We start from the raw sequence: 933 nt of genomic DNA, 5'->3' as shown, positions 1-933 counted from the left end.
GTTCATGCGCTCGTAGCGGGCCGGGTCCTTCGCCGTTCCGGCGCTGCCGAGACCGGCGGCGCGGCGGATGAAGTGTTCGCAGAACATCCAGAAGCGTGTGCCTTTGAGCGGCCCAAACACCGGTCCCATGAAGGTCTTGTAGTAGAAGCCGGCCGACAGGATGTTGCCGCCGAGCTGGTTGACGGCGTTGATGTCCCAGGCAAGCGAGGGAAAGCGGTTCTGGCTGATGGCAACCAGGCCGTCATGGATCTCGACCATGGTCGCCGGAATGTTGGGTTCACGAACCTCGCCCTTCAGCACCGTCACCAGCGCGTTGGGTTCCTCGACGCCGGCTGTGAGCAGGCCGCGCGGGCGGTGGTATTTGAACGAACGTCCGTAAAGCGTGACGCCCTTGGCCAGCAGGGCCGACGCCAGCGTGTCGCCGGCATGGCCGGTGTAGGCCGTGCCGTCGAAGGTGAAGCGGATGGTTTTCAGCCGGTCGATGCGGCCGCCGGTATCGGCGCGGCGCGGGCTCATGCCTTGTCCTCCGCCTTGCGGCGCGCGGCGGAGCCATGATCGCCGCGCCCTTGATGATCACCGCGCACGAAGGCAACGCTGGAAATCTCATGCGTCAGCGTGTTGCGCACGACGCGCAGATGCGCGCGGCAGCCGCCGGAATGCTGCCAAATCTCGTTGTGATCCCCGGTCGGGTTCAGCCTGTCATAGACATAGGCATTCCACGCCTCGAGATTCTGAGAGGCAGGATCGGGACGCTCGCGGTTGCCGTCACCCTGATAGGTGAACTCGATGACGTCGCGCGGACCGCAATAGGGGCAAGTGATCAACATTGAACTCTACCTAATGCCTAATGCAGCCGGGGGTTTGCACCCTGGCCCTTGTCGTCGATCACCAGGCCGCGGTGGAAGCGGTCGAGGGTGAAGGGGGCGTTGAGAT

The 933-nt window shown here is 64.2% G+C and carries 2 protein-coding genes; both read right to left on the bottom strand.

All coding sequences use genetic code 11. The annotated features are described in order from the left end of the window. On the bottom strand, window positions 1-516 hold a 516-nt coding region (locus EN750_RS36475), incomplete at its 3' end, for a 2Fe-2S iron-sulfur cluster-binding protein (protein ID WP_189526756.1). After that, window positions 513-827 (bottom strand): sarcosine oxidase subunit delta, encoded by a 315-nt coding sequence (locus EN750_RS36470; RefSeq protein ID WP_127399427.1) that lies wholly within the window; start codon window positions 825-827, stop codon window positions 513-515. The genes EN750_RS36470 and EN750_RS36475, both read right to left, overlap by 4 nt. Window positions 828-933 lie beyond the last annotated feature (106 nt).

Origin of the sequence: Mesorhizobium sp. M7A.F.Ca.ET.027.03.2.1, assembly GCF_003999175.1 — a bacterium.
In the GTDB taxonomy this organism is placed as follows: Bacteria; Pseudomonadota; Alphaproteobacteria; order Rhizobiales; family Rhizobiaceae; genus Mesorhizobium.
This window is presented reverse-complemented; position numbering and strand designations above follow the sequence as displayed.

Excerpts from the sequence above, each read along its gene's own strand:
- EN750_RS36470 (WP_127399427.1), bottom strand. The coding sequence starts at position 827 with ATGTTGATCACTTGCCCCTATTGCGGTCCGCGCGACGTCATCGAGTTC.